Here is a 19,866-nt window from a genome sequence, read left to right on the forward strand (position 1 = left end):
TTCAATTCTTTAAAAACTAATAACCGTGAGAACAATTAAGTATATCGTGCTCCATTGCACTGCAACGCCACAAAACACTACAATTGAAAGTATCAAAAATTATTGGCGAACAAAGTTAGGATGGAAGAACCCAGGTTATCATTACATGATTAAGGCTGATGGGGAAATAGTCCAAACTTTACCAATCGACAAAATTGCCAATGGCGTAGCAGGTTACAATACTCCGAGTATTCACATATCTTATTTGGGAGGTGTTGATTCAAAAAACCAACCATTAGACAACCGTACGCCAGCACAGAAAGCTTCACAAATAAAGTTGATGACTGAACTAAAAAAGAAGTTTCCTAATGCTGAAATCAAAGGACATAGAGATTTTTCAAAGGTAGCTAAGGATTGTCCATCATTTGATGTGAAAGCATGGTTAAGGGAAATTAATTTCAAACCATAGTTAATGAAACCAGAACTACCGCAACCTTTCGAACAGGAAGACATCAGAAAAGACCCAAAAGCGGTGGTAATAGGATTGTTAATCGGACTTCTATTATTGTGTTGTTCGGTTGTCGGAATCCTCTATCGTGAAAAGGAAAAACAACAGGAAAGATTATACAAAGTAATCTTGGACGAACGTAACCAACGCATCGAGAATTATGAGCAAATGATTTTTTACAAAACAAAATCAGACGCTCTCAAAGCTCAGGAAGTTGAAACAAAACAAAAAACAGAACCATTAGTTCAAAAAATACTCCCATGAAAAAGACAGTAACTATTACAGCTTTTATTCTTGTTTTTGTCTTACTTATCATTAGTATAGGTTTGAACATCCGTCAAGAATTTAAAAAAGTCGACAAAGAAAAAGAGTTTGCAGAATTGCTAGCTCAAGGCTCAAAAAACAATGTTGTCAATACGTACACACGTGACAGCATCACACACAAGGTTTTCACTGACCGAATTATTGATAATTCTAATTCTTCAAAAGTCGCAGCACTCGGAACATCGTATGCTGATAGTCTCCAGCAAGCGCTTAAAATTAGTTTAGATAAAATTGATCAGGTCACAAAAATTAACGGTAAACTAATCGCTCAACTGGCGTTACAAACCAAACAAACTGAAACAGGTCAAGCCATTAAAACGCATAAAGATAAATATCTCGATTTAGTTTATTTCCCTGATAACGACAGCCTACAACTAGCATACGATATCAACTTAAATGATGTAAGGACACACGATAAAAAGTGGCTATTTGGGAAAACTAACAATTACATCGATTTATTCAGCGATGATAAACGAGTCACCATTAACGGCGTTAAATCCTTCCGAATAAAAGAAACGCAACCGAAAAGGTTTGGCTTAGGATTGAACGCTGGCTATGGTCTCGGCAAAGAGGGAAATACCATTCGAGCTATTCCCTACATCGGAATCGGTCTTAATTACAATTTAATTGAATTTTAAAAACAATAACATGTCAAACATTACAAACAAATTTGCCTTAGCGGCCATTGCGATTTTTGCAGCACATAAAAACATCGACAAAGTATTTATTACGGCAGATGGACAAGGCTTCACGGACGAAGAGAAAGCCAAAGACAATGCCCGCTATCACAAAGACAACCGAGTAGAACCATTCGAGAGAGGTTTCGAGGATTCGTACACTGATCCTGATGCAGAACCTGTAAAGGACAAAAAAGTTGGAGAACCAACAGAACGCCAGTTGAACTTTTCTAAGTACGAGGAGCTTTTTGGAGTTAAACCAGCAAACAACATCAGCAACGAAAAACTAATTGTTGCTATTGCTGAAAAAGAGGCTAAGCTTGAGAAAGCAAACCAAAATCCTCAAGTCTAATTTAAAACATATTTAATAACCATTTAAATCAAAATAAAACAATGGCAGAAGTTGTATACGGCTGTAAAGCCCTAAAGTTTGGAGAAGCATCAGATACTAATGTGATGCCTGCACTTTTAACGAAGCTATTCGATACCTATAGAGATTCAGTTTCGTTTGTTGAAGACGATGCAGATGTACAGGACGAATATTCTGATCAGGACGACAATCCTTTTATTTCACTTTCTACAAAGGGAGCTAAAACATTAAAGGCATCGACCTTCGATTGGACACCTACGATTCTGAAAGAATTAAAAGGTGGTACTGTAGTCGATGGTATGTGGGTGGAACCAGTAACCGCACCTTTGATCACAAAGGCAATCGATTTGGAGACAGATTCAGGAACACACTTCCAATGTTCAAAGTGGCAAATCACTGCAAAATTGAACGCTGAAATTAAAAAGAAGAATGTTGCTCTTTTGGAGATTACTGCGAAGCCTTTGCTTCCTATTAAAATTGGTAAACCAGTTTAAATATGGAACAACAGGCGACAGAATCGAGAGCCGCAAAAGTATTATTAAAAAGAGGTGTCAAAGTGCCAGTCACGGCACCTCTTTTTTTACGTCTCTTAGGAAAAAAAACAATCAATCTTAATGTTCATGCACCGACGTCTAATACTCTACTAGCCATTGCGGATAAGTATTTAGAAATGCGAATTGCAGACACAAAAGATATTACGCTGGCAGATGCTTTTGCATTCTATAAAAAGCACGGAAAGACAATGACTGAAATTGTTGCATTGTGTATCCTCAATCAACCCCAAAAATTTTGGAGACATAAAATTTTAGCTCGCTTTATAGACAAAAAATTACAACAGGACGAAATCTCTTATTTATTTCATCTCATCATTGTCTATGGTGGTGTTGAGGATTTTATAAACTCTATCAGATTAATGGAGACGATCAGGATAACGAAACCGATGAATCTGAGTCCGAAGGAAAAGACGAGTTAAAAAGTGAAAGCTTTCATAGCGTCTTTGGTTTTGTCTTTATGATAGCTGAAAAGACTGGTTGGACAAAACAACAAATATTAAACGATTACAGCTTTGCGGAGCTGAATATGATGTTAGCCGACGCACCGAAGCTAACGAAAAAGAAAAAAGAAGTAAAAACACTAGAATCTGACGAAGAGCTTGCAGCTTGGTTGGGCGCTGAAACTGAAATATAAATCATGTCTGATAACTTAGAACCTATTGAATTAAAATTTGTATTGAACTCCCCAGAAGTGATGGCGGAGTTTCAAAAGATGATGGGCGCTGTCAAAAATTATGACGCATCTATTGACGCATCTAAAAAAGGCTTTTCTCAATTTGTTTCTGAGCAATTAAAAGCTATTAGTGTTTTAGACCAAAGTGCACAACTTACGGAAAAGCAAGCTCAAGCCATCAAACGACATGGTGAATCTTTGGAATGGTTGCAACAAAAACAAAAGGAAACCAATGATCCTACGCAATTAGCACTCTACACACAGCAATTGCATCAAGTTGAGTTAGCCATTCAGAAAATTGCTGAAGCTGCAAACAAAAATGTGCAATTAATGAATCCTGAAGAAATACAATTAGCTAATCAAAAACTTGAAGAAGCTATTGTATTGATGGATAAAATCTCAGACACACACATTTCTACAAGCTTCGCCTCTCCTGAAGAATTAGAAGTACTATCCAACGAAATCAACAAAACAGAGGATGGTTTTCAACAATTAGCAACTGTAATCGATTTTGTCCAAGCTAAGATGGCTGGAATGGATTCTTCCACCAATGAATTCAAACAGTTACAAGCTGATGTTAAAGCCGCTAATGATCTACTTGGTCGCACACCTCAATTGTATGATGCAACAGGTAACAGCATCAATCAAATGAATGATGCATTAAAGGTTTTTCAAACGCAATTAGCGGATGAAACCGACCCTGAATCCATAAAAATTTTAAATCAAAATATTGAAACTTTAGAACAAGGCATTCAACAAATTAAGAATGTTGGGAAAAGTGGTTTTGATGAATTTGGAAAAAAAATTGAAGAACAAAAAGAAAAATCAATACAACTTCAAACCGAACTTGAAGGACTTGTTAATAAGATGGCTAAACTAAGATTAGCCAATCAAGAAGGTTCTATACAATATGAAGAATTAAAAAATAAAGCAGTCGAAACGAGAACTGCTATCTTAGAAACCAATAAAGAAATTAATGCTGAGGTTTCACCCACTACTTCATTTGATAAATTAATCCAAATAACTTCAGGAATAACAGCAGGCTTTACATTAGCACAAGGTGCTACTGCCCTATTCGGAGCTGAACAGGAAGAAGCCGAAAAAGTTATTCAAAAAGTAACTGGAGCAATGGCGGTTCTCCAGTCGTTGCAGGAAATACAAATACAATTAAAAACAGCTGATACAACAGCCACAGGAGAACAAACCGCGGCCCAAGCATTATATACCACCGTGGTTGGTACATCCTCGGGCGCATTAAAGATATTTCGATTAGCATTAGCGGCAACAGGCATTGGTTTAATAATCATTCTATTGGCCGCACTTATTACTAATTGGGACAAAGTAACGGAAAGTGTAAAAAGATCATTTCCCGCGTTAAATGGTTTTGGAGATAAAATGGATAATCTGAAAGCTAACGTCATGGGCTTTCTCAAAGCATATTTATCATTATTCGAAACCGTATGGAAAACCCTTCAAAAGCTGAAAGATTTTAAGTTTAAAGAAGCATTAGATGAAGTTAAAAATGTCGGCGATAATGCCGTTAAGAGATTTAATGAAGGAAAGCAAAAGTCTTTAAACGATTCTGCTCAAGATAAAAAGAACACCAATTTGCAAAAGGCTATTGAGCAAGATCAGCACAATATTAATGTTATTGAAACCCTCACAGGACAAAAACAATTTGAGCGCAGAGAAAAAAACATTAAGGCGCAGATCTCTTTGGTTAAAAAAGGTTCCGATGAAGAAATAAAACTAAGACAAGATTTAGATATTCTCCTTGCAGATAAGGATAAACAGCGTAACGATGCTGCTAAAAAAGCTTCTGACAAGTCATTACGTGATCAAGAATCGGCGGCCAAAAAAGCGCAACAACTAGCGGAGAAAGCAGCCGAAGCCAGAAGAAGCCTTGAGGAAAAAGTCCAAGCTGAAATTAATAAGCTTAATAATAAAGAACTTGAAGGTGACGAAATTGCTCAGATCAAAGCTAAGTGGGAGAATCTTCGAAAAGAAGCTAATAAAGTTGGTGCGGGAAAAGCAGTCAAAATGAGTATTGATATCAACGAGAAAAAAGAAGTTGATATGAAAACTTATGAGCTTGAAACTAAAGATAAAGTTAAACAACTTAATCAACAAAAAGAGCTTTATGCAGCTTATGAAACTTTCAAAACGACCATCGCTCAGACTGAATTTGCAAAACGTAACAAAATAAACTTAGAAGAGTTCGGTACGTTCTCTCAAGTTATCGATGCTGAAATTAAAAAGCTAACCGACAAAGCCAATCTTACAGCTCAGGAAGCGGAAAGGTTAAAAGCTTTGCAAAATATAAAAATCGAAACTGATACCACAGCTTCACAAAATGATTTTCAAAAATTTGAAAAGGCAGCACAGGATACAATAACACATCGTGAGCAACTTGAAGCAATTGATAAACAATATAAGGATAGAGCCCTGCAACTTCAGAAAATTTCTGATGAGAACCTTCGTAATGAAAAACTTGCGGAAAATGAAAGACAGAAACAAGAAGCAATAAATGCGGCTAATGATGAGGCATTTCAAAAAAGTGATATTTTCAGACGACTATCTGAAAATCTTATTGATATTACAAAGGCACAACTTAAAGCCAGAATTGAAGCTTTAAAAACTGTCCTAACTGAAGAGAATAATTTAACTGAAACCCAACGAAAAGAATTTGAAAGAAAGTTAAAAGAAGCTGAAAGTGTTAAAGCCACTTCAACTATTCAACAAAAAATAAATGAACGAATTGCACATCGCAAAACTTTAGAAGAAGCAGCTGCTATTGCTGTAAAAAATAATCATGATTTATATGTAAAACTAAAGGAAGATATCGCAGCTGTTAATGACGAAATAAAATCATTAGAAGCTGAAAAATGGAAAGAAGCTGCTGACTGGGCACAGTTTATTTCTCAAACCTTCTCTGAACTAGCTTCAATTATTGGAGATTCAAATGAAGGTTTAGCGGATACATTGTCAACCGTAAGTCAAATTGCTGACATTGCAGGGAATCTGTCAAATTCAATTGGAGGAATCATTGAAGGCTTAGCTGATGGTTTTACAAAAGGCGGCGTAATCGGAATTGTACAGGGATTAGTTGGTGCAATTGGTGGATTGTTTTCGCTTGGTAAAAAAGCAAGAGAATCTGAACGTAAAGCACAAGAAGAGATGAAGAAATACCAAGATAGTATTTTTCAATCTCAATTAGATTATAACGCAGAGCTAAGAAAAAGAATCGCTGATGAGGTTAAGCTTAATGATCTTTATAAATCTCGTGTTGATAACATTAAAGAAGAAATTGAAGCCAATAAAAAGAATGCGGCGCAAATCATAAAAGACCAACAAGATGTTTTCAATAGGTTATTGAAAGCGCAGACTGTTGTTGGAATGCACACCGAAAAGTATGGCGGTTTCCTAGGCATTGGAAAGAAAACAAGAACTGTTGAAGATACCAAATCTATTGCAGAATTATTAGGTGTTGGCAAATGGGTTGAGAAAACAATAAAAGTTGGTTTTACAAATCTAAAAATTAAAGTTTTCGAACCTGGTCAAGTGGAACTCACAGATGACATCTTTGATAAGCTTGAAAAATTAAATGCTGAAAAACCATTAACAGGTGATGCGAAGCTTGCTTATGATCAATTAAAAAAACTCCGTGACGAATATGGTTCCATTGCCGAAGCTAATCGTCAATTAGAAATCCAGTTAAAAAATGCGATTACAGGAACAACCGCTCAAACTTTAGCTGATAGCATCCGTGAAGGTTTAAAAAGTGGTAAGAAGACTTTCGCAGATTTTGCCAATGATATTGAAGGTTTTTTGCGAGAAGCAATTTTGGCTGGTATATCAGCAAAAATGATTGAACCTAAGATTCAGGAGTTGCAGGACGCACTTGCCGAAATGATGGGCGATGGAATTTTATCAGCTGATGAGCGTGCCCAGTTCCAAGCCATGTATATGGCGATAGTATCTCAATCTCAAGAATACATGGATATTATCAATCAGGCAGGTGTTAACATTGGTACAGGAAGCTCAAATGCTAACTCTTTGCAAGGTGCGCTAAAAGGTGCATCTCAGGAAAGTATTGATATCCTATCGGGTCACACCGCCGCCATGAAATTAACGCAGTTTGAAACCAATACTATTTTAAAGTCAGGCTTTGCTCAACAATTAGAAAAGACAAGTCAGATCATAGAATTGCAGATTGATATTGAGAAAAACACTCGAAGAACGGCTGATAATACAGAAAAAATACACGATGTCAATGATAATGTTATTCGTGTTGCAGAAGGACAAGAAAAAAATTACAAGGCTTTACAATCAGCTGGAATTATTAAATAACGATTAAATGAACTTTCAAGATACTTTAAATACTAAAAATCTTCTTTCCGAGTTTGGTCTAATAATCCAAACAGGAACCGCTGAGCTTTTGGCATTTCCAGAAAGAAAAGCAACAATCGAAAATAATTGGGCAGAAGAAAACGGAACCGAATATGATCTGGCTTCCCCAAAATTTAAAGATAAAGAAGTAACACTACAATGTGCAATATTAGCGAACAATGACGCTCAATTCTGGCTGTTCTATAATGCGTTTTTTAATGAACTGAAAAAAGCAGGATGGCAGAACCTATTTATTTATGATCATTCAAAAACATATCAGGTTTATTACAAAAAATGTGGCACACCCAAAAAGACATTGAAGCGTCTTAAAAACGTACAAAAAGTCTTAGTCAAATTCCCTTTAACATTACAAGTCAATTACTAAAATGAGATACAGCATATACAGAGGAGAACAGATTGTCTTGGCTAATTTTCGTCCTGAAGGTACGGTTACAGAACGTGTTATGGGCGAAGAAACAGCAAGTTTGTCATTTACACTTTCGCGCTATATAGATTTTCATATTGGAGACAGAATCTCGATTTATCGTAAAGATTATTTTTTATCAACTGAGCCTATTATCGTAAAAAAATCTACTCGTGAATTTCAATATAGCTTGATATTTTATTCATTAAAATATAAGTTAGCTGACTTTCAAATGTTCTTTTATGACAATAATAATGAGTTGACTCTACCCGATTTTTATATCATGGGTACTGCTGATACTTGTCTTGATGTTGTCTTAGCTAACGCCAACCGTGCTGATAGTGGCTGGACAAAAGGTCTAGTTGATTCAACAGAAGTTAAAAATGTAAATTTTTCTGATTGTAATTTATTAGAAGCTATTTCCAAGATAGCTGAAGAATTTAAACTTGAGTATTGGATTGATTCAGACAAAAGTATTCATTTTACAGAAAGAAAACCAGTTAGCGGATACTCTTTTGAATATGGAAAAGCAAAAGGACTTAAGAATATTACGAGAAGCGTTTTAGAAGGCGGAAATCTTGTGACAAGATTATACGTTAAAGGTTCTGATAAAAATCTTCCTAAAAATTACCGTGGCGGACAAAAGAATCTTAGAATTGATGTGCCTTGTCTTGAGAAAAATATTAGCATCTACGGACTGAAAGAACATACAGAAAAGTTTGAAGAAATATATCCAAAACGTGTAGGAACTGTAACCGCTATCGATGAGAATGATCCTAATAGATTTACTGATGCCGATTTAGATTTTGATCTTAATGCTTATAATGAGTACGGAACAACTGTTTTAATGAATGGTGTCGCTGTTAAAGTGATTTTCCAAACTGGGCAACTGGCTGGATATCGACTAGAACTGATTGAAGCTGGAGGATTTAACTCCGCTACAAAAACTTATTATCTCAACCCAAATAAAGACGAAAAAGACTTGCAAATTCCATCGGCTTTGATGCGTCCTGCTGTCGGTGATAAATATATTCTAGAAGACCTAATGATGCCCGAAGCTTATGTTTTGCTCGCTGAGTCGGAATTAAAAACAAAAGGTCAAGAATATTTGGAGCAAAATAGCAAAGACAGATTTCAATATGCTGCTGAAAGTGATATTATTTTATTCAAAAATCTAAATATCAATATCCAACTTGGAGCAACAGTACATTTTATTGATGTAGACTTTGCTCTAGATGATGATATCAGGATTACAGGACTTCAAAAAAACATTCAAAATCCTTATGATGTTAAATTTGATTTGTCTGAAGTAACCTCTGTTAGTTCTATCGTGCAAAGCTATTATGACCAGCAGGAACAACAAAATACAATCATTAATCAAATAAAATATAATGCAGAATTAGCTCGTAGAAACTATCTATTTGGTAGAGAATTTCACGAAAAAGTATTTGATGGCGAAGGCTATTTTGATGCCGAAAATATAAAACCTTTATCCATTGAGACAAAGATGTTATCGTTAGGTTCTAGGCTACAACAGTTCGGGTTGCCAGGCGTTAATTTTCAAATACAAAATAATAATGCGCTGAGCAATACGGCTGGTAAGATTGCACACCAAACGATTAATCCAACTGGCATTCGAGAATGGACTATTCCTGCTAATACAGCTATTGGAATAACACCAGCATTCAATTACATCTATATCAAATGTCAGAAAGTCGGCACAAATGCGTCTTTTGTTGTTACAGAAGCTCAAATCAAAGTTGAGCAAGATCCCGATTTTTATCATTTTGAAGTTGGTTATTTGTCGAGTGTTATTGATGGCTATAGAAAAATTAAAACAACCTACGGATTTGCGCAGCTTAATCCTGCCGAACTATCTATTGGTAAAATATCAGACCCAACAGGTAATAATTACATAGAACTTCTGCAAGATAAAATAAACATAAAAGCAAAAGTTGAATTTACAGGTGATAGTCCTGCTTTTGATCAGGTTAATAATTCTATTCAAATTGGTGGAAGAAATTTGGCTATTAATAGCACAGGTTTAATAAATTCAAATGCTTATTGGTTAAGAGATTTTAACTTGTCAGAAAGTTTGGAGGTTGGTCAAAAGTATACCATTACTATCTGGACAAAAGCACCAAATCAAAATACTTCATCTTATTTTAGAATTGGAGACCAAATCGGAACTCTTAGTGATGTTAAATTAGTTTCACCTAATAAATTCCAAGTCACTTTTACTGCGTCTCGAGCTTCAAGTAAAATTATTCTATTCCATGAGCCAAATGACTCAACTTGGTATCAGTTCGAAAAGCTTAAGCTAGAAAAAGGCACAAAAGGAACAGATTGGACACCAGCAACAGAGGATATTCAAGAACAAGTAGATGACGCAATTAATCAATCGCAAACAGCCAATAACATACTTGCTGATATTGCTAATGACAATAAACTAACTCCACAAGAAAAGCAACAAGTAAAACAACAAGTTGATGCAATAGTAGCGGAAAAACCTCAGTTAATAGCTCAAGCACAAAAATACGCCGTTAGTACTTCTAACCTTCAGAATAATTATGATTTGTTACTAGTATATATAAATCCTTTGTTGGTCAATTTAAATACTACTTCAGATATTGATGGCAATGTTTTAAGAGATAAATTTAACAACTACTACTCTGCAAAAGTTTTGCTTCTTAAAACAATTACAGACACCGTTAGTAGTGACCTATCTGGGATTAGAAATAATATACAACAATTACATGATGACTTACAACAAGACATAAGTGACGTATCCTCCTCCGTTGGAGAGTTAAACAGTTATGTTGACGGTGCTTTTTCAGACGGAATTATCGATGCAGCTGAAGCTATTGCAATAGAAAAATATGTTAATCAAATTAACACGGAACAAAGTGATCTTTCTCAAAAATATCAAATAATTTATAATGATGTCAATTTAACAGGAAGCTTTAAGACTGAGCTGGCAACAGCGTGGGGCACTTCAGCAGCATCAGGAACTGGTTATCTCGGAGCACATAAAAAATTAATAATTTCCATAACTACAGCTATTGCTGACGGTAAAACTACTGTCACCGAAAAATTAGATGTTGACAATAAATTTAGAGATTATAAAGATGCACTATCCTTGTTATCTGCTAAGTTTCAAAATGCGCTAACAGCTATTGAAAATGAGCGTGTTAATGCAATCCAAATTGGTGGAAGAAATCTAGCAAAAAAAAGTACAGGTTTAATAGATTCAAATGCTTATTGGTTAAAGGATTTTGACTTATCAGAAAATCTAACTGTTGGTCAAAAATATACCATTACTATTTGGACAAAAGCGCCGAATCAAAATACATCATCTTATTTTAGAATTGGAGACCAAATCGGAACGCTTAGTGATGTTAAATTAGTTTCACCGAATAAATTTCAAGTCACCTTTACTGCGTCTCGAGCTTCAAGTAAAATTATTCTATTCCATGAGCCAAATGACTCAACTTGGTATCAGTTCGAAAAGCTTAAGCTAGAAAAAGGAACAAAAGGTTCAGACTGGACACCTGCAACAGAGGATGTTCAAGAAAATATCGATAATGCTCAAAACGCAGCCAATAGTGCGCTCACGATTTTGACAGATATAGGTAGTGATAATAAATTAACCGCTTCAGAAAAACAAACGACTCAAAATGAGTGGAATCGTATCAAATCTGAATACACAAATAACTTCACACAGGCAAGTTCTTTACTATTATCAGTTACTGCTTACCAATCAGCATATAATGCATTGAATAATTATATTGCTCCCCTACTAATGGATCTTACATCTACCTCAAATATTAATGGTGATGTTTTCAGAAATACATTTAAGAATTATTATGATCAAAACATAGCAATTGTTACTACAATAGGCAATAAACTAATTGCCAATGTGCAGGTTGGTGGAAGGAATTTAGCACTGAAAAGTAAGGAGTTTATAAACTCTAATAATTATTTTGTAAAAGACTTTGAAACCTCTGAGATACTGAAGCAAGGTCATCAATATACTGTGACAGTCTGGACGAAAAACGTAAATCAAAATGTAGCTGCATATTTTTCTATTGGTGATCAAGTGGGAAATTTTGGGAATTTGATAAAGATTTCTGATACTGAATTTGTAGGCACGTTTATCTTGCCAAGGGATTCTGTTGGGAAGATTACATTATTCAGAGAGCCAGACGATGTCTCTTGGTATCAGTTTGAAAAGTTCCAAATCGAAAAAGGCAACAAATCAACCGATTGGACACCAGCTAATGAAGATATCGACTCAGCGATTAATGCGGCTAATCAACAATCAGCTAATGCCATTGCTCAAGCTCAAAATGCTATGAATACAGCTGCATTAGCTAATCAGGTGACTAGCTTTATAAATACAACCGTTAACCAAAACGTTGTTGCAACAGGAACTTTATTGGTTGGAGATGTTAACGGAGCCAATGCAATGATATCAGGCGTTACAGATCAACCGAATGGAGAAAGCATTCGCTTTGCAGCAGGAAAGCCTTATGGTCAGAAGTATCTTTCTCCATTCCAAGTCTTAGACAACGGCATGGTGAGATTTGTAAATCCTACTACGGGTCAAAAAACATTTGAACTTGGATTTAATAAAAATACTGGAAAAGTCGTCTTTGACATTTACAATGAAAGCGGTGTAAAAGTCGCAACCATAGGAAGTCAAGGAATTATGTTTACGGGCTATATTCCAGAAAGCTATACAAAAAGAAAATTTAGAAAACTAACAACAACATCTTTCACACCTAGTGCTATCAATGCGGAGTTAACGGAAACTGCTTTTCAAAAATTTGAAGTAGGTAGAGGTCAGACAAGTGGTGAAATTCTTGGGCAATGGATTGAGTATGATGTCGGTTTAAATTCTTCAATTCTCGCATATGAATACTACGAAGGGCGAAATTTTGAAAGTGCGGACAATTCGCAATATGTTGGCTTTTACACTACTGCAAATAAATTTGGAAGTAAAATAGATGATGGGATTTACGCAAAACAACAAATTATTGGTGCTTATTACAGCCCATCAGAAGGAAGTTACAATACTTCGTATGCGACTGATGCTTATCTTGTTGAAGATGGTAAAATAATCAGTAGTTACAGTTATCAAAAAATCTTATCAATAGCTACTATACCAGTAAGAGGAAATCAATTTCCACCAGAAGATTATGAACAATAAAAATTAATATATATGGCATTAGAAATCATTAGCACATCTATCACAGTGCAAGCAAAAGAAATAGTTAATGAAAATACAATTAACTACGCATGGAACTTTATTGAAGGCGGTTTGCCACAAGCTATCAACTTCAATGTACAAAGAGGGATTGTAGATGGGGATAATCCATTTACAGGAAACAATGTAATATCAGGTGCTTACTATCCTGAAAATGGTAAGTATGATGTTCAGAATAACAATTTTATAGACGGTGATCTTACTTTGTATCAAAGTATTTTAAACACTTGCCAAAGTATTGTAACTGATGCACAGAATAGAGGATAAAAACATCCTCCGCTTTTAAAAAGAATCTCACCCCTTTAAAAAATGAACCCGCAGGCTACGGAGGACTTATGTCTTCTGGAGCTTGCGGGTTTTTCATTTTGTGGGGTGAGAGAGGCAAAGATAATAATAAACAATTTTAAAAACTAATATTTATGAAACAGTACACACAGGCGCCTCTACCATTTCAGGGGCAAAAAAGAAATTTTTTAAAACATTTCAAAACAGCATTAAACGAGTTTTCGCCAACGGCAACTTATGTTGATCTTTTCGGAGGTTCTGGGTTACTCAGTCACACGGTCAAAAACTATTATCCCGATGCAAAAGTCGTTTATAATGATTTCGACAATTATTCGGAGCGTATTGCTAATGTCGGTAAAACAAACGCCTTATTAGCTGATTTGCGCCCAATTTGCGCCAAAAATCCCAATCGAAAAGAAAGATTAAACGATGATCTTCACGCTGAAATTATCGCCCGAATATCCAAAGAAAAAGGCTTTATCGATTGGGTAACAATTTCATCCAATTTACTTTTCTCAATGAACTATGCAACCAATTTTGAAGCATTTAAAAAGGAAAAATTTTATAATAAAATAAGACTTTCAGATTATAATGCTGATGGATATTTGGATGGTGTAGATAGAATAACAAAGGACTATAGAAACTTATTTGAGGAATATAAGAATCATCCAAATGTGGTTTTTTTAGTTGACCCACCCTACTTGTCTACTGATTGCTCTACATATAGCCGTCCCGATTATTGGAAGCTATCGGACTATCTTAATGTTTTGAAAACTATTGAGGATCAGTCGTATTTCTATTTTACATCAAATAAATCACAAATCATAGAACTCTGCGACTGGATGGAGAATCACTCCTATGCTCGCAATCCATTCGCAGATGCAACGATTAAGACTGTTGGCAATCAATTGACTTATAATGCTAGATATGAAGATATAATGATTTATCGGAATAATGATTAAACGTTGTTTAAACTAAATTTAAAAGCGTCCTATTTGGACGCTTTTTAGGACATTTCGTTGAAGTATTTTGGACATTTGGATTTGGCGATTATACATCTATTCCGTATAATCTTATTTCTTTGCTTATTTGCCCAAATTCTTGTCTTACTATCAAACTATCGCCGTCCAAAATTCTTTCAATTATCAAATGAGTTTCAATTTGAATGTCTTTGATGAGAAAGTAATTTTCTTGGTCTTGGTTGGAAACGCTGCCGTCTATTTCCATTTGATTTGGTGTGATTGCTTTGTATTTCATTGGTTTACAGTGTTTTATCTATTGTTTATTCAAAGATAATTTAAGAATTTTATATCTGTCTAGACAATAGTGTTTTTCAGTCTTTTTTAACTACAAAATTTAATTACAATGGCAAGACAAAAAGGTCTTATGAAATACGTCGGAACAATCGGCGATGTAAGACATTTCAAAATCAAAGGGCAAGAAGGTTTTTTCGCTGGTATGGTAGGCGGACCTACTGCCGAGCAAGTGAAATCTGCCCCAGAGTTCGAAAGAACTCGCGAAAACATGAACGAATTTGGCGGCTGTGCCAAAACAGGGAAGTCACTAAGAACGGCTTTATCTGCGTTAATGGGGAAATTTACTGATCCACAAGTTACAGGTCGTTTAACTTCGATTATGAAGAAAATCAATTTGGAAGATGGAACAGAAGCGAGAGGTTACCGAAAAGTAGAAGTTTCTACGCAACGTAAATATTTGGAGGGATTCGAATTTAACAAGAATCTTTCTATCAGTGGTGTTTTTAATGCACCATATGATGTGAATCATGAAGTTGCGCGTGATTCAGCCGATTTTATCATTTCTGAATTTAATCCTGTTGAATTAATTTCTGCACCTTCAGGTTCAACACACTTTCGTTTACTGAATGTTTTGGCGGTTTTATCCGATTTTTCATACAACCCTACGACAGGAACATATGAGCCTGATGATATGGCTAATAATGAATTAAGCGTAGTGGAATATTCTCCCTACATACCACTAGACGAGCTTTATTCTGGTGCCACTTTAACGGCTGCACTTCCTGGCGCACCCACGCTAAGCACTAATGTTTCGGTGGTTCAGTGTATTGGAATTGAGTTTTTCCAAGAAGTAAATGGTAGATATTATCCTTTTGCATCGGGGAACTGTCTCAAAATTGAGGAAGTTTTTTAATATTAGTTTAACAGAAGCCTTCTCAATTTGGGAAGGCTTTTTCAATTCAAAAATGTTATGAGAACAAAAATAGTTAGAGTTGCCGAAGGCAAACAATCCACACTTTCACACTTGTATATTGACGGAATTTTCCAGTGCTTTTTGTTGGAGGATAAAATTAGAGCGGTTAAGATTATGAAACAAACTGCCATCCCTACAGGTTCTTTTTATCTTACTCTAAATACTTGGGGCGGAAAGAATAAGGACTACGCCAACAAGTTTCCCGTTATGCATCGTGGCATGATTGAGATTGATGGTTTACCTACGTTTGATGCTGTGTATATCCATATCGGAAATACAATTACCCAAACGGCTGGCTGTCCGCTTTGCGGACTGAGTTACATCAAAAAAGATGGTGATTATCAAGTTTTGCAAAGTACCGATGCTTACAAAATGATTTATCCAAAGCTTTTGGCAGTTGCTCAAAGCAAAGAAAAAAGTATCATTATTGAAAACAATTTTCAATTCTAACATATGGAAATTATGGGAACAAGTTTAGATATCAATATTCTTTTTGGTTCGATTTCTAGTCTTTTATTGGCGGTTGTGGCTTATTTTATTAAGCAACTACACTCCGATTTTAAGAATATGGAAAAAGACATTTCCGAAGTCAAAACGATGGCTTTGCTTATTAAAACAGAATTCAAAAACTCTCAGGATTTGCTTAATCAAAAAGTAGAATATTTGGAGCAAAGAGTCAATAAGTTAGAGTTTAACCTTTCAAAAATTCAAGACAATGAAAACAAATAATTTTAATTTGGTTAGTCGGATTCAAGAACCCACTCCAAAATGGTTTAAAATCATACGTTCAACAGGTTTAATCCTTTCCGCTGTGGGTGGTGTTTTAGTTGCTGCTCCGGTGGCTTTGCCTAGTGTTTTAGTGAGTATTGGAGGCTATTTGCTTCTTGGTGGCACTATCGCCAGTGCAGTTTCACAAACGGCAATCAGCACCGAAGAATTCGGCAAAAATTCTGCTAAAAATCAAGAAAATCCGAAGGCAGATCAAGATTCACTCCAGGATTTAAGGTAAAAAAATATTGTTTAATCATTTATCAGCTCGGCAATTGGTCGGGCTTTTTTGATGCAATTCTATTGCTTTCGTCTGCTTGCAGTCGGTTATATAGAAGGGCGAAATATGTTGCACTTATCTACGTCTTAGGGTGGGTTTAAGATGCAGTCAATAGGAAAGTCCCCTAAGTGGGGACTTTTTGAGATTAGATTTTAAAATAATACTTTCGGACTAAGACAGAACGAAGTTCTGAAAGTTGCTGCAGTTGTTGTGAAAATTTTTGTTCTAATTGATAAACTGCTTTGATGTCTGAAAGGATTTTCTCATTTTGTTCCATCTTGCAAAGGCTCGGAATGATGAAATTCTGCATCACTTTTTTGAGTTCAAAAAGTCTAAGCATCAAGATAACACTTCCGCATAAATACGGATGAAAAAATCTGTTTTTCCAAAGGGTGTAAAAGGTCCAGTACAGGTTTTCGAGTTGGTTTTGATCCTTGCAATACAGGATAAAACAGTTTGGGTAAGGTTCAAACAGTGGCTTTCCTGCGTTTTGTCCTCTAGACAAAATAAACAAAGCATTTTTCGGAGTTTCTTTTGCTGGGTTGTACGTGCGTACTTTAAAATTTTCCATAGCATGGGATTTAAAATTTTATGCTCCGCTGAAAATTTTTCAAAAGAAAAAAAGAAAAAAAAGAAAGTGCTCCGACCGTGTGGAAGGAAAATGCGATGCAATATTTTTTCTGAAAAATTTTGGGGCTAAATTTTAGCGCCACAAAACTTTTTCTGAAAAACCGTTTACGGCTTGATATTGTCGGCGCATTTTCCTGACAACAGAACTTTACTTTCTTTTTTTTTTATTTTTTCTTATCCGAAATCTTCTATTTATGGGAATTTGAAATCTCGATATTGGCAGATATTTGCTTATTATGCAGACACTCAAAGCGGTGGGAAGAAAGGGAAAAGACAGCGGTATGGCGACAGGAATACCTGGACTGGCGAAATATTGCTGTGTGCGGTGACGGAAGTGTATAGACGGCAAGCCCTTCGACAGGCTCAGGATTCGGGCAGTGAATGCCGGCTATAGACTGGAGGAACATGGAAAAGCTTTGGCAAAACGGGGAAATAGACTCGCAGGAAAATGGATGGGTTCGACAGGCTCACCCACCGAAAATCTTTATTTGGATAACTGCCTGAAAAAGCGGCTGTAAAGACAGTGGTATGGAGGGCGGAAAGAAAATGCTTTGCATGGGAATTTTCAGCACGCGCCACAAACACACTACAAATGTTTGCCTATGAAACCGAAGTGTTTTTGGTGTGTGATGAAAATAATGGAATGGAAAATGCAATTTTCTTCAGTATGGAATACTACTGTGCGTGGTGACGAAAGCGACTGTATTGCCACTAAACTTATCCGCTGAAAAAAAGCAATACAGTGGCTGTAGGAACTGGATAAATCCCGAAATAGTCTGCACCATTTTTCTGCATCCTTGAATGGGTGGTTGGGGATTTGTAGGTTTTCGATTGGGGAACTGACCGTGTAAATTATAACTGCACGAGCGGCTGGAAGGCGGTGGCTCCTGAGGGCTTGCCCGAAGGAAAGGAAAGCATTTTACATAATCTCAAATTATAGGCACATATGATGCTGGTTTGCACGTAAGGGAGCCTGCGGACTGGAGGGCAACGTTGTAGCGGTTGGCAGGTGCGTATAATTTCGATTATGTAACTTGCTGTGGGAAGGCACGTTTATATACTATTATGAATTATCTGTTTCAATTCCATAAATTAACTCCTTTATAGAAAAAACACTATCTGAACTTATCCTAAAGTGCCTCAATTCATTATTACGCATTAAACAATTAGCCTCAATGAAATACTGATGAGTTGAATCAAGTTCATCCATTTTTGAACTCATTGCATTTTCATTTAGTTGATCTAATGAAGAGTTTAAGATTATAATTCTATTTACATAAATAACGCGCTCGGAAATCTTGCCCATTTTATTTTTATATACAATCTTGTAGACTTTACCTTTAGTAAAACTTCTTGGTGTTATTTTTTTAAATACACCTGCACTAACAAATCCTAATTTTTCTTCACTAAATATATTTTCTAGTTCAATTTCCTTTAAAACCTCAGAAGAATCAGATAAAATCTTCTTGCATAAAGAATCATTACTATAAATACTTCTTCCGCTTAATTCATAATAATAAGAATTGTAACAAATATCATCAGTAGTGATAATGTTCGGAAACTTGGAATTCCCTAATTCAATTTTAGAGTCCGGTATTACATAATATTTACCCTTCTTAAATGAGGTCAAAAGTGACTCATCATTTAAACTAGTTACGTCCCGCAAAACTATTGCATTTAATAAATCCTCAGAAAAGCACTGTTTTATAGGGTTATACCATTTAACCTTAAAAAGTATAGAAGAATTATTTTTAACTCCTGTTTTAGGATTGAATACTTTCTTATTTTCACTTTTTACAACATCAAGGACGAGCATAACAGGAGGTAAAAAATCAAGATGTGCAGTCAGTTTATTGGTATTTGTTAGTCGTTTTTCAAAACTAGATTTGGTTTTTCCCAATTCTATATCAACCGTTTGCAAAATAACTTTTGCATTTACAACCTTTTCAATATCCTCTAAGTACACACTTTCCTCTACTTTATCAGATAAGCTTTCATATGATTTAATCAACTTTAATTGTTGTTCTTTAAACCATTTACGTTCGAATAAACCTGTTTTAGTATTAAAAAAAATACAATGATATTGAATGTCTTTTAGACCAGTTTCTTCATTGTACAAATTAGAATTTTTAATTTCAAAAATTGAAAATATTGGACTCGTATATTCTGCGCGTGCCTTTAACGTAATATCGCCATTATTCTGTGTAAAAGGGTGTGTGGAAACTGTGACTAAATCACCTAGATTATACTTTGGAGCTACGGTATTACGTTCATTTGCATTCATATTATTAATTTTGAAGCAAATATATCATTATATTTGTGATGCTTATCTCTTCATAGAGATTATTTTACAACTAGAAAAGGATGGAAAAATTGAAATGTATATTAAGTACTGAAGATTTTACTTACCATAATAAGATGGATAAGGTTTAAGATTTAATAATCAAGGCTAATTCTGCCGTTAGAACACTTGGGAATATGCCCAGAGCATCTATGATTATAAATAT

At 35.4% G+C, this 19,866-nt stretch carries 19 protein-coding genes; 16 read left to right on the top strand and 3 right to left on the bottom strand.

Features of this window, described 5'->3' with window-relative positions:
• Positions 1-25 precede the first annotated feature (25 nt).
• The 12 genes from AC23MB_RS12050 to AC23MB_RS12105 all read left to right on the top strand — a co-directional run bounded on the left by AC23MB_RS12050 (position 26) and on the right by AC23MB_RS12105 (position 14,414).
• Positions 26-448, top strand: a complete 423-nt coding sequence (locus AC23MB_RS12050; protein WP_487787391.1) for an N-acetylmuramoyl-L-alanine amidase — start codon at positions 26-28, stop codon at positions 446-448.
• 3 nt (positions 449-451) lie between these two features.
• The gene (locus AC23MB_RS12055; protein ID WP_487787392.1) at positions 452-751 is read left to right on the top strand and encodes a hypothetical protein; all 300 of its coding nucleotides are present in this window, start codon (positions 452-454) and stop codon (positions 749-751) included.
• Positions 748-1,449 carry a DUF6808 domain-containing protein gene (locus AC23MB_RS12060; RefSeq protein WP_487787393.1) on the top strand — a complete coding sequence of 234 codons (702 nt, stop codon included), beginning with the start codon at positions 748-750 and terminating at the stop codon, positions 1,447-1,449. The genes AC23MB_RS12055 and AC23MB_RS12060 overlap by 4 nt, the downstream gene beginning before the upstream one ends.
• 10 nt (positions 1,450-1,459) lie before the next feature.
• A complete protein-coding gene (locus tag AC23MB_RS12065; RefSeq protein ID WP_487787394.1) occupies positions 1,460-1,840 on the top strand; it encodes a hypothetical protein in 381 nt (126 codons plus the stop codon).
• 41 nt (positions 1,841-1,881) lie between these two features.
• Entirely contained in the window at positions 1,882-2,352 is a 471-nt protein-coding gene (locus tag AC23MB_RS12070; RefSeq protein ID WP_487787395.1) for a hypothetical protein, read from the top strand.
• A 2-nt stretch (positions 2,353-2,354) separates the two neighbouring features.
• Complete coding sequence (locus tag AC23MB_RS12075; protein ID WP_487787396.1) at positions 2,355-2,831, top strand: hypothetical protein; 477 nt, start codon at positions 2,355-2,357, stop codon at positions 2,829-2,831.
• A gap of 38 nt (positions 2,832-2,869) precedes the next feature.
• Positions 2,870-3,046: a hypothetical protein gene (locus AC23MB_RS12080; RefSeq protein WP_487787397.1), complete on the top strand. Its 177-nt coding sequence runs from the start codon at positions 2,870-2,872 to the stop codon at positions 3,044-3,046.
• Between the two features lie 3 nt (positions 3,047-3,049).
• Entirely contained in the window at positions 3,050-7,435 is a 4,386-nt protein-coding gene (locus tag AC23MB_RS12085; RefSeq protein WP_487787398.1) for a hypothetical protein, read from the top strand.
• Between the two features lie 7 nt (positions 7,436-7,442).
• Complete coding sequence (locus AC23MB_RS12090; protein WP_487787399.1) at positions 7,443-7,859, top strand: hypothetical protein; 417 nt, start codon at positions 7,443-7,445, stop codon at positions 7,857-7,859.
• A 1-nt stretch (position 7,860) separates the two neighbouring features.
• Positions 7,861-13,110 carry a phage tail family protein gene (locus AC23MB_RS12095; RefSeq protein WP_487787400.1) on the top strand — a complete coding sequence of 1,750 codons (5,250 nt, stop codon included), beginning with the start codon at positions 7,861-7,863 and terminating at the stop codon, positions 13,108-13,110.
• A gap of 12 nt (positions 13,111-13,122) precedes the next feature.
• A complete protein-coding gene (locus tag AC23MB_RS12100; protein WP_487787401.1) occupies positions 13,123-13,434 on the top strand; it encodes a hypothetical protein in 312 nt (103 codons plus the stop codon).
• A gap of 152 nt (positions 13,435-13,586) precedes the next feature.
• Positions 13,587-14,414, top strand: coding sequence for a DNA adenine methylase (locus tag AC23MB_RS12105; RefSeq protein ID WP_079665702.1), 828 nt, complete (start codon positions 13,587-13,589; stop codon positions 14,412-14,414).
• Between the two features lie 88 nt (positions 14,415-14,502).
• Here the strand turns inward: AC23MB_RS12105 and AC23MB_RS12110 are convergent, their stop codons facing one another.
• The gene (locus AC23MB_RS12110; protein ID WP_487787402.1) at positions 14,503-14,709 is read right to left on the bottom strand and encodes a hypothetical protein; all 207 of its coding nucleotides are present in this window, start codon (positions 14,707-14,709) and stop codon (positions 14,503-14,505) included.
• Positions 14,710-14,817: 108 nt separating this feature from the next.
• Here AC23MB_RS12110 and AC23MB_RS12115 point away from each other — a divergent pair, with 108 nt between their 5' ends.
• Genes AC23MB_RS12115 through AC23MB_RS12130 form a run of 4 tightly spaced genes read left to right on the top strand, consistent with a single transcriptional unit; the run spans position 14,818 to position 16,690 of the window.
• The gene (locus tag AC23MB_RS12115) at positions 14,818-15,621 is read left to right on the top strand and encodes a hypothetical protein (RefSeq protein ID WP_419311458.1); all 804 of its coding nucleotides are present in this window, start codon (positions 14,818-14,820) and stop codon (positions 15,619-15,621) included.
• Between the two features lie 57 nt (positions 15,622-15,678).
• Positions 15,679-16,131 (top strand): DUF5675 family protein, encoded by a 453-nt coding sequence (locus AC23MB_RS12120; protein ID WP_409508842.1) that lies wholly within the window; start codon positions 15,679-15,681, stop codon positions 16,129-16,131.
• 12 nt (positions 16,132-16,143) lie between these two features.
• Complete coding sequence (locus AC23MB_RS12125) at positions 16,144-16,410, top strand: hypothetical protein (RefSeq protein WP_409508841.1); 267 nt, start codon at positions 16,144-16,146, stop codon at positions 16,408-16,410.
• Positions 16,397-16,690: a hypothetical protein gene (locus AC23MB_RS12130; RefSeq protein WP_487787403.1), complete on the top strand. Its 294-nt coding sequence runs from the start codon at positions 16,397-16,399 to the stop codon at positions 16,688-16,690. The genes AC23MB_RS12125 and AC23MB_RS12130 overlap by 14 nt, the downstream gene beginning before the upstream one ends.
• A 184-nt stretch (positions 16,691-16,874) precedes the next feature.
• On the opposite strand, the gene AC23MB_RS12135 is transcribed toward AC23MB_RS12130, so the two are convergent.
• Complete coding sequence (locus AC23MB_RS12135) at positions 16,875-17,300, bottom strand: DUF6943 family protein (RefSeq protein WP_487787404.1); 426 nt, start codon at positions 17,298-17,300, stop codon at positions 16,875-16,877.
• A gap of 1,122 nt (positions 17,301-18,422) precedes the next feature.
• Complete coding sequence (locus AC23MB_RS12140; protein ID WP_487787405.1) at positions 18,423-19,643, bottom strand: hypothetical protein; 1,221 nt, start codon at positions 19,641-19,643, stop codon at positions 18,423-18,425.
• Between the last annotated feature and the right edge of the window lie 223 nt (positions 19,644-19,866).

The sequence above is a fragment of the Soonwooa sp. T0.1_25 genome, from assembly GCF_057652215.1.

Excerpts from the sequence above, each read along its gene's own strand:
- AC23MB_RS12075 (WP_487787396.1), top strand. The coding sequence starts at position 2,355 with ATGGAACAACAGGCGACAGAATCGAGAGCCGCAAAAGTATTATTAAAA.
- AC23MB_RS12055 (WP_487787392.1), top strand. The coding sequence starts at position 452 with ATGAAACCAGAACTACCGCAACCTTTCGAACAGGAAGACATCAGAAAA.
- AC23MB_RS12120 (WP_409508842.1), top strand. The coding sequence starts at position 15,679 with ATGAGAACAAAAATAGTTAGAGTTGCCGAAGGCAAACAATCCACACTT.
- AC23MB_RS12080 (WP_487787397.1), top strand. The coding sequence starts at position 2,870 with ATGATAGCTGAAAAGACTGGTTGGACAAAACAACAAATATTAAACGAT.
- AC23MB_RS12125 (WP_409508841.1), top strand. The coding sequence starts at position 16,144 with ATGGGAACAAGTTTAGATATCAATATTCTTTTTGGTTCGATTTCTAGT.
- AC23MB_RS12090 (WP_487787399.1), top strand. The coding sequence starts at position 7,443 with ATGAACTTTCAAGATACTTTAAATACTAAAAATCTTCTTTCCGAGTTT.
- AC23MB_RS12130 (WP_487787403.1), top strand. The coding sequence starts at position 16,397 with ATGAAAACAAATAATTTTAATTTGGTTAGTCGGATTCAAGAACCCACT.
- AC23MB_RS12085 (WP_487787398.1), top strand. The coding sequence starts at position 3,050 with ATGTCTGATAACTTAGAACCTATTGAATTAAAATTTGTATTGAACTCC.
- AC23MB_RS12065 (WP_487787394.1), top strand. The coding sequence starts at position 1,460 with ATGTCAAACATTACAAACAAATTTGCCTTAGCGGCCATTGCGATTTTT.
- AC23MB_RS12135 (WP_487787404.1), bottom strand. The coding sequence starts at position 17,300 with ATGGAAAATTTTAAAGTACGCACGTACAACCCAGCAAAAGAAACTCCG.
- AC23MB_RS12100 (WP_487787401.1), top strand. The coding sequence starts at position 13,123 with ATGGCATTAGAAATCATTAGCACATCTATCACAGTGCAAGCAAAAGAA.
- AC23MB_RS12140 (WP_487787405.1), bottom strand. The coding sequence starts at position 19,643 with ATGAATGCAAATGAACGTAATACCGTAGCTCCAAAGTATAATCTAGGT.
- AC23MB_RS12095 (WP_487787400.1), top strand. The coding sequence starts at position 7,861 with ATGAGATACAGCATATACAGAGGAGAACAGATTGTCTTGGCTAATTTT.
- AC23MB_RS12105 (WP_079665702.1), top strand. The coding sequence starts at position 13,587 with ATGAAACAGTACACACAGGCGCCTCTACCATTTCAGGGGCAAAAAAGA.
- AC23MB_RS12115 (WP_419311458.1), top strand. The coding sequence starts at position 14,818 with ATGGCAAGACAAAAAGGTCTTATGAAATACGTCGGAACAATCGGCGAT.
- AC23MB_RS12060 (WP_487787393.1), top strand. The coding sequence starts at position 748 with ATGAAAAAGACAGTAACTATTACAGCTTTTATTCTTGTTTTTGTCTTA.
- AC23MB_RS12070 (WP_487787395.1), top strand. The coding sequence starts at position 1,882 with ATGGCAGAAGTTGTATACGGCTGTAAAGCCCTAAAGTTTGGAGAAGCA.
- AC23MB_RS12110 (WP_487787402.1), bottom strand. The coding sequence starts at position 14,709 with ATGAAATACAAAGCAATCACACCAAATCAAATGGAAATAGACGGCAGC.